The organism is Micromonospora yasonensis, from assembly GCF_026013475.1.
Taxonomy (GTDB): Bacteria; Actinomycetota; Actinomycetes; order Mycobacteriales; family Micromonosporaceae; genus Micromonospora; species Micromonospora yasonensis.
Genome location: NZ_JAPDPH010000026.1, coordinates 42368 through 49997, shown reverse-complemented (window position 1 = coordinate 49997; position 7630 = coordinate 42368). Strand labels below are relative to the sequence as shown.

The window sequence follows — 7630 nt, the reverse complement described above, 5'->3', positions numbered from 1 at the left end:
CCCGCAGCCCGGCCGCCTCGGCCCGGCGGGCCAGGTCCAGGGCGGCGTCGGCCTGGCCGTCGTCGACCGGCAGGAGCACCAGCTGCACCGGGGCGTACCAGGCCGGGAAGGCACCCGCGTGCACCTCGATCAGGTACGCGAAGAGCCGCTCCATGCTCCCGACCAGACTCCGGTGCACCATCACCGGCCGCTTCCGGCCGCCGTCCGCGTCGGTGTACGACAGGTCGAACTTCTCCGGCTTGTCGAAGTCGAGCTGGATGGTGGAGATGGTCGACTCCCGACCGGCCGCGTCGACGACCTGGATGTCGATCTTCGGACCGTAGAAGGCCGCCTCGCCGGGGCCCTCGGTGAAGTCGACCCCGTCGAGCGCGGCGCGGAGCAGGTCCTCGGCCCGCGCCCACTGGGCGTCGTCGCCGACGTACTTCTCCCCCGGCCCGCGCAGCGACAGCCGGAACCCGGCCGGCCGCACGCCGAGCGCCGCGTGCGCCTCGCGGATCAGCCGGAGGATCTCCCGTACCTCGTCGCCGACCTGCTCCAGCGCACAGAAGTTGTGCGAGTCGTTCAGCGAGATGGCGCGGACCCGGGACAGCCCGCCGAGCACCCCGGACCGCTCCGCCCGGTACATCCCGCCGATCTCGGCGACCCGCAGCGGCAGCTCGCGATAGGAACGGCCCCGGGCCCGGTAGACCAGGGCGTGGTGCGGGCAGAGCGCCGGACGCAGCACGAACTCGTCGTCCGCGCTCAGCCGCATCGGTGGGAACATGTCGTCGGCGAAGTAGCCGAGGTGGCCGGAGATCTCGAACAGCTCCCGTTTGCCCAGCGGCGGCGAGTAGACGTGCCGGTAGCCGGCGCGGCGTTCCAGGTCCCGCACGTACTCCTCGACCGCGTGCCGGGCGGCGGCGCCGGCCGGCAACCAGATGGGCAACCCGGCGCCCGCGAGCGGGTCGGAGACGAACAGCTCCAGCTCCCGGCCGAGTCTGCGGTGGTCGATCATGTCGCTCTCCTTGATCGGGTACGACCCGGAGGCGAGCTGGCCCGGAACGCCGCGAGGCCCCGGAGCGGTTCGCCCCGGGGCCTCGTCGACGGATACGTCAGTGCGGCGCGCCGGGGATTCCCGGCGTCGTGGTCACCACCGCGCTGCGCATGCCGCGACGGTACGCGCGACGGCTCGGCGGACGCATCCGGATTTCGAGGAGATGGTGCGGGTCGCCGGCTCGGGACCTGCCGGCGACCCGCCGCGACGCGGTCGCCAGGAACGGGGGACCCGGCGCCCACGCGGTCGCGTCCCGTCAACGGTACGCCGCGAATCGGCGATCCGCCGCCCACCCCGGCTCACGGCGCCACGCCGGCGTGGCGTCACATTTGGCGGCGCCGGTTCGTTGTCCATCGGTGGCTCTGCCGTGTCGGCGGTCACCGCCGGGCGGGGCTGCCCTCGGTGACGCCGGACACCCGGGCAGGCTCGGAACGGTTCATCGGGGGAATCCGGCGAGGTGGCGGTCGTGCCCGAACTCATCTCTGACGTCGCGTCGCCGGCGTGGGCGTACCTCGTGCTGCTGGCGCTGCTGGCCGCCGACGCGTTCGTACCGGTGGTCCCGACCCAGGTCATCATGATCACCAGCGGCGCGCTGACCGTCTACGGCGGACTGAGCCTGCCGCTCACCATCGCGGTCGGCGCGCTCGGCGTCTTCTCCGGCGACCTCGCCTGCTACCTGCTGGGGCGGCGCGCCCCGGACCGCCGGCAGGCCCGGCACGTCATGCCGGGGCGGGCCCGCCGGGCCGCCGCCCGGGTGACCCGGGGGCTGCGCGAACCGGGCCCCCTCGTGATCCTGCTCTGCCGTTTCGTGCCCGGCGGCCGGATGGCCGCCTGCTTCTCGGCCGGGCGCAGCCGGTACCCGTACCGCCTCTTCCTGCTCTACGAGGCCGCCGCCGCACTCGGCTGGGCCAGCTACGGCACGCTGGTCGGCCACCTGGGCGGCACGGCGCTCACCCAATCCGCGTGGCGGCTCGCGGTGATCGGCGCGGTGGCGGCGGCCGGGTTCGCCGCGGCCGGCTGGGCGATGACCGCGATCAGCGCCCGCAACACCCGTACCGAGACCCCGGTCAAGGTCCCGGCCGACTGAAGATCGGCCTCTAGGGGGCGACCCGGGGAACGAAGTGGGTGGCCGTCCCGGATCCGTTTCGGGTGGTTCCGGCGACAGGCTGAGGCATGCCTGCAACCCGGAGGAACGGCCTGCTGGCCCTCGGCGGGATCGCCCTGGCGGCGGTGCTCGCCGTGGTCGGCCACCTCGAGGTGAACGACGACCTGAACCCCTGGTCGCTGACCGTCAGCGACTTCGCCGTCTCCGACCGGGGCGGCGTCATCGACACGGCCATGGTGGTGCTCGCCGCGGCGAGCCTCGTACTCCGGTCGGCGCTGCGCCGGGCCGGAGCGCACCGGCCGGCGCGGGCGCTGCTCGCCGTCTGGGCCGCCGGCCTGCTGGTCACCGCCGTGGTCCCCACCAACGAACCCGGCACGGCCATGGGCACCGCCGCCTACCTGCACCGGTACGCCTCGGTGGTGGCCTTCCTCGTCCTGCCGGCGGCCGGCTGGCTGCTCGCCGGCTCGCTGGGCGGGCGGGCCACCGGCTGGCTGCGCGTCCTCACCCTGACCAGCCTGGTGCTGGCCGGGGCCATGGTCTGGTCGGCGTACCCGGGGGACCGGATGCTGATCGGCCTGGCCGAGCGACTGCTCATCCTCGCGGAGGTCGGGCTGCTCGCCGTGGTCGCGGCGACCCTGGTTCGCCGCCGCGAGGTCGGCGAGGTGACGGCATCCCGGGCCCCGGCACACCGCCAGCTCGCCGATGTGGCGCCCGGCGCCGGCCGGGCGCGGCAGATCACTCCAGCTCGTGGAGCATGAGCTGGCGGGCCGCCTCGGCGATCGAGCCCGACAGGCTCGGGTAGATGGTGATGGTCTGGGCCAGCTCGTTGACGGTCAGGTTGTTCTCCACCGCCATGGTGATCGGCAGGATCAGCTCACTGGCCTTCGGCGCCACCACCACCCCGCCGATCACCTGGCCGCTGGCCGGCCGGCAGAAGAGCTTGACGAAGCCGTCGGCCAGGTCGGCCATCTTCGCCCGGGCGTTGCCGGAGAGCGGCAGCATCACCTGGCGGGCCGGGACCTTGCCGGCGTCCACCTCGTTCTGCGAGACGCCGACGGTGGCCAGCTCGGGGTCGGTGAAGACGTTCGCCGCGACGGTACGCAGTCGCAGCGGCCGGACCGCCTCGCCGAGCGCGTGCCACATCGCGATCCGGCCCTGCATGGCGGCGACGCTGGCCAGCGGCAGCACCCCGGTGCAGTCGCCGGCCGCGTAGATGCCGGGGACGTTGGTCCGGGACACCCGGTCGACGGTGACGTAGCCGCCCCGGGCGAGCTGGACGCCGTACTCGGCGATGCCCAGGTTGGCGGTGTTGGGGATCGAGCCGACCGCGATCAGCGCGTGCGAGCCGACCACCACCCGGCCGTCGGCGAGCACCACCTCGACGCCGTCACCGATCCGGCGGACCGCCTCGGCCCGGGAGTTGTTGAGGATGGTCATGCCCCGGTTGCGGAACACCCGCTCGATCGCCATCGCGGCGTCGGCGTCCTCGTGCGGCATGACCCGGTCCCGGCTGGAGACCAGGGTGACCTGGACGCCCATCGCCAGGTACGCGCTGGCGAACTCGGCGCCGGTCACGCCGGAGCCGACCACGATCAGGTGCTCGGGCAGCTCGGACAGGTCGTACACCTGGCGCCAGGTCAGGATGCGCTCGCCGTCCGGTACGGCGGTGGGGAGCTGGCGCGGGGTGGCCCCGGTGGCGATCAGGACGGTCGACGCGTCGATCGCGTACTCCGCCGCGCCGCCGGCCGGGGTGACGATCACCCGGTGGGTGTGACCGAGCGTGTCCTCGCCCAGCCGGGCGGTGCCCGCCACGAACTCGACCCCGGACTTGACGAGCTTGGTGTGGATGTCGGCGGACTGGGCCAGGGCGAGCCGCTTCACCCGCTCGTGCACCGCCGGGGCGTCGACGGTGACCGCCTCCAGCCCGTCGGAGTGCACCCCGAACTCCTCGGTGTCCCGGTAGCCGGTGACCACCTCGGAGCTGGCGATGAAGGTCTTGGACGGGACACAGTCGGAGAGCACGCAGGCGCCGCCGGCCCCCTCCGCCTCGACCACGGTGACATCAGCGTCCAGCTGGGCGGCGACCAGCGCCGCCTCGTACCCGGCCGGTCCCCCGCCGATGATCACGATCTGGCTCACAGCGCTCGCCCCTCGTCAATGCTCACAGTGACTTTCTTCTCCCCATCGCGTTCGACACGCTCCGTCGTATTCTCCCCCACCCGCCCACCGGGCTATCGTCATCGCCGTGCGTCTGTACGCCGCTTATGGCTCAAACCTGGACCCCGCTCGCATGCGCGCCTACTGCCCGCATTCGCCGATGGTGGGCACCGGCTGGCTGGAGGGGTGGCGGTTCACCTTCGCGGGTGAGGGCGTCATCGGCTGGGAGGGCTCGGTCAGCACCGTGGTCGAGTCCCCGGGCGACCGGGTCTTCGTGGCGCTCTACGACATCAACCCGTACGACACCGCCCAGCTCGACGAGATCGAGGGCGTGACCGCCGGGACGTACCGGAAGCTCACCGTCCGCGTCTCGACGCTGGACGGGGACGTGACCGCGTGGGTCTACGTCTTCGACGGCTACGAGGGTGGCCTGCCGACGTCGTGGTACGTCTCGGAGATCGCGAACGCGGCGGAGAAGGCGGGCGCGCCGGACGACTACGTCACCGAGCTGCGGTCCCGCCCCACCGGCACCGCGTCGGCCTAGAGGCTCTGCCACGCGTCCAGTCTCCTCCGGCCGGTCCCCCGGGCGGGCGGCGACCCCGGAGCGCGGGTCGCGTGTCACACACCCGTGGCGGTGACGCTCCGCTCGTACATGTCGGTCCAGCGCGCCTCGCGCAGCCCGACCGAGCGGTAGAGGGTGACCGGGACGGTCGGGTTGGCCAGGTCGACCCCGAGCCCGGCACCGGACCGGCCCTTGGCGGCGTAGACGGCGAAGGCCCGGCGCAGCAGCGCCGCCCCCACCCCGCGCCGCCGCTGGGCCGGCAGCACCGAGAGCGTGCGTACCCAGCCCATGTCGTGATCGAGGGCCTGGTCGGAGGACTGGAGGGCGCCGGCCGGCACGCCGTCGACCTCGGCGACGAACCACTCGTCCCAGACCTTGCCGTACGAGGGAATCAGCTCCCGCCACTGGTCGAAGCCGAGCGGCTCGTAGTCCGGGGTGTCCCGGAACGCGGTGTCGAAGATCCGGTGGAACTCGCGCAGGTCCGACTCGTCGTCGGGGCGCAGCGGCCGGACGGTCACCCCGGGCGGTGCCGGCGGCTCGGCGGGCAGGTCGGCCAGCGACCGGGTCATCCGCACGTACCGCTTGATCCGGGTGAAGCCCGCCTCGACCAGCTCGGCGGCCCAGCGGGTCTCCGGGGCGAAGACGCCGGTGCGAGCGGTGAGGCCGGGCAGGCCGCGCTCGGCGGCCCGCTCGGCGACCCGGTCGAGCAGCCGCGCCAGCAGCGGGGCGCGCAGGTCTTCCCCGCGCTCCGGATCGACGTAGACCTCCACCCACTCCCGGCCCACGCCGGTGGGGTTGCTGAGGATGGTCCAGCCGACCGCGACGCCGTCCGGGTCGGTGACGAGCCACGAGTCGCGGGCCATGTCGACGAAGGGAGCGGTCAGGGCATCGCGGACGTCCTCGGCGTCGAAGTCCGGGTAGCCGACGGCGAAGGTGTCGGCGGCGTGCACCACCGCGAGGATCGCGGGCACGTCGTCGAGGGTGGGGCGGCGGGCGGTCCAACCGGCGGGAAGCGTCACGCCGGCGATCCTGGCAGCCCGTCCCGGCTTCGCGCCGCTGATTTATCCGCCGCGCAGGTGCAGCCGCGTGGCGGTGAGCAGGTTGAGCAGTTCCGCCCCCTCGCCGGGGTCGAGCGCCCGGAACGCGGTCGAGGCGAGCCGGTCGGTGACCGCCTCGGCCCAGAGCCGCCGCCGGACCAGCGGCCCCACCGGCGGGTACGGGGGTGACCAGCCGCAGGCCGCAGCCCCCGCCTCGCCCTCGGGCCCGGCCAGCACCGCCTCGAGCGGGGTCATCCCGGCGGCCCGCACGGCCAGCAGGTACGCCCCGGCGAAGTGCTCACGGAGCAGCAGCAGCGCCACCGCCACCCGGGCGCCCGGCGACCGGTCCGGGACCGGCATCGCCCGCCAGGCGGCGAAGAGCGGCATCCCGCTGCCCTCGGCCGCGTCGACCACCCGTTCCAGCAGGCCGGCCAGGCGGGTCGCCACGGGGGCGTCGCCGAGGCGGTCGGCGCCCCACCGGCAGCACTCGGCCAGGTTCGCCAGGGCGACCTCCAGCGGCCGGACGGTCCGCGCCGCCGCGTCCCAGCCGTCGGCGACGGCATCGGGGGCGATGAAGCCGAGCGCGGCGGCGACCGTCTCGGCGCGGACGTCCCCGAGCGCGCCGGCCCGGCCGGTAATGTAGAACGCCCAGCCGGAGATGCCGAGCAGCCGGGCCCGGCGCAGCGTCGACGGGGAGCGGGCGAACGCCTCCCCCAGCTCCAGCACCAGCGGCTTGCTGGCGGCGGCGACCTGTTCCGGAGTCATCGGCGCGGCACCGCCGCCCGTCCATCCTGGTCGTCCATCACGGTCAGTCTGCCCGGTGACCACCCTCCGCGGCATCCCCCTCTTCGGCGTCCAGCGCCTCCAGCGCGCCCTCCACCTCCCCGGTACGCCGGCGGGCCGCGGTGACCGACCGTTCCGCGCCCCGCCGGGCCAGCTTGGCGCGGCTCAGGTCCTGCTCGGCGACGGCCCGCCGGCGTTCCAGCTCGGCCAGCTCGGTCTCGATCCGGTCCAGGGCCGCGGCGCCGTCCTGCTCGGACCGGGTGGCCTCGGCCAGCTCGCGCTCGGCCCGGCCCTGGTCGTCGCGGGCCTTCGCGAGTTCGCGTTCCAGGGCCCGGCGGCGTTTCGCCCGTTCGGCCCGCGCGGCCCGTTCCGTGGCCCGCTCGTCGCGCGCCCGCCTGCTCTCCGGCCGCTCGGCTACGGGTGGCTCCTCGCCGCCCCCGGTGACCAGCCGCAGCTGTGGCCGGGGCACCTCGCCGAAGCCGGCGTAGTGCACCGACCGGAGCAGCCGGCCGGCCCGGATCTGCTCGGCCACCTCCGCGTCGGAGAGCGCGGCGTTGAGGGTCGCCTCCACCTCGGCCAGCGGCAGCTTCCCGACCGGCGGGGCACCCGGCTCGGCGGCGGCCAGCTTGCGTACCTCGGTGACGAGGGCACCAACCACGGCCCGGCGCTGCGCGGACAGCTCGCGCAACTTGGCGCCGCGCAGCTCACGCTGAGCGGTGCGCAGCGACTCGGCGAGCTGGGCGAGGTCGGCGACCAGTTCGGGGCGGCGGATGGCGAGCAGGTTGACCAGCCAGGCGGCCACGGTGGGCCGGCGCAGCCGGCCGATCTCCCGGGCCGCCTTGGGATCGCCGGAGCGGCGCGCGTCGGCCACGGCGGCGTCCCGGGCTGCGACGAACCGGTCCGGTGGGGTCGCGTACAGCCGCTGGACCGGGTCGGGGGTGGGTCCGGGCACG

At 74.7% G+C, this 7630-nt stretch carries 8 protein-coding genes; 3 read left to right on the top strand and 5 right to left on the bottom strand.

The window, feature by feature from the left end; genetic code table 11:
• The coding region (locus tag ONA70_RS08615; RefSeq protein ID WP_265005815.1) for an aminoacyl--tRNA ligase-related protein at window positions 1–994 on the bottom strand (994 nt) is incomplete at its 3' end.
• A gap of 505 nt (window positions 995–1499) precedes the next feature.
• On the opposite strand from ONA70_RS08615, the gene ONA70_RS08610 reads away from it, so the two are divergent.
• Together ONA70_RS08610 and ONA70_RS08605 are read left to right on the top strand one after the other, a co-directional pair.
• A complete protein-coding gene (locus ONA70_RS08610) occupies window positions 1500–2120 on the top strand; it encodes a DedA family protein (RefSeq protein WP_265005814.1) in 621 nt (206 codons plus the stop codon).
• Window positions 2121–2206: 86 nt separating this feature from the next.
• Window positions 2207–2896 (top strand): DUF998 domain-containing protein, encoded by a 690-nt coding sequence (locus ONA70_RS08605; protein WP_265005813.1) that lies wholly within the window; start codon window positions 2207–2209, stop codon window positions 2894–2896.
• Here ONA70_RS08605 and ONA70_RS08600 read toward each other — a convergent pair.
• On the bottom strand, window positions 2874–4277 hold the full coding sequence (locus ONA70_RS08600; protein ID WP_265005812.1) for an NAD(P)H-quinone dehydrogenase: 1404 nt from the start codon (window positions 4275–4277) through the stop codon (window positions 2874–2876). The genes ONA70_RS08605 and ONA70_RS08600 overlap by 23 nt on opposite strands.
• 106 nt (window positions 4278–4383) lie before the next feature.
• Between ONA70_RS08600 and ONA70_RS08595 the strand changes: the two genes are divergently transcribed.
• Window positions 4384–4839 carry a gamma-glutamylcyclotransferase gene (locus tag ONA70_RS08595; protein WP_265005811.1) on the top strand — a complete coding sequence of 152 codons (456 nt, stop codon included), beginning with the start codon at window positions 4384–4386 and terminating at the stop codon, window positions 4837–4839.
• Between the two features lie 74 nt (window positions 4840–4913).
• Here ONA70_RS08595 and ONA70_RS08590 read toward each other — a convergent pair whose 3' ends face one another.
• From ONA70_RS08590 to ONA70_RS08580, 3 genes are read right to left on the bottom strand one after another with little or no spacing between them, the layout of a single operon-like run.
• Window positions 4914–5876, bottom strand: a complete 963-nt coding sequence (locus ONA70_RS08590) for a GNAT family N-acetyltransferase (RefSeq protein ID WP_265005810.1) — start codon at window positions 5874–5876, stop codon at window positions 4914–4916.
• Between the two features lie 42 nt (window positions 5877–5918).
• The gene (locus ONA70_RS08585; protein ID WP_265005809.1) at window positions 5919–6659 is read right to left on the bottom strand and encodes an SCO6745 family protein; all 741 of its coding nucleotides are present in this window, start codon (window positions 6657–6659) and stop codon (window positions 5919–5921) included.
• A gap of 43 nt (window positions 6660–6702) precedes the next feature.
• Window positions 6703–7629, bottom strand: coding sequence for a coiled-coil domain-containing protein (locus tag ONA70_RS08580; protein WP_265005808.1), 927 nt, complete (start codon window positions 7627–7629; stop codon window positions 6703–6705).
• Window position 7630: the final 1 nt, after the last annotated feature.

Excerpts from the sequence above, each read along its gene's own strand:
- ONA70_RS08605 (WP_265005813.1), top strand. The coding sequence starts at position 2,207 with ATGCCTGCAACCCGGAGGAACGGCCTGCTGGCCCTCGGCGGGATCGCC.
- ONA70_RS08585 (WP_265005809.1), bottom strand. The coding sequence starts at position 6,659 with ATGACTCCGGAACAGGTCGCCGCCGCCAGCAAGCCGCTGGTGCTGGAG.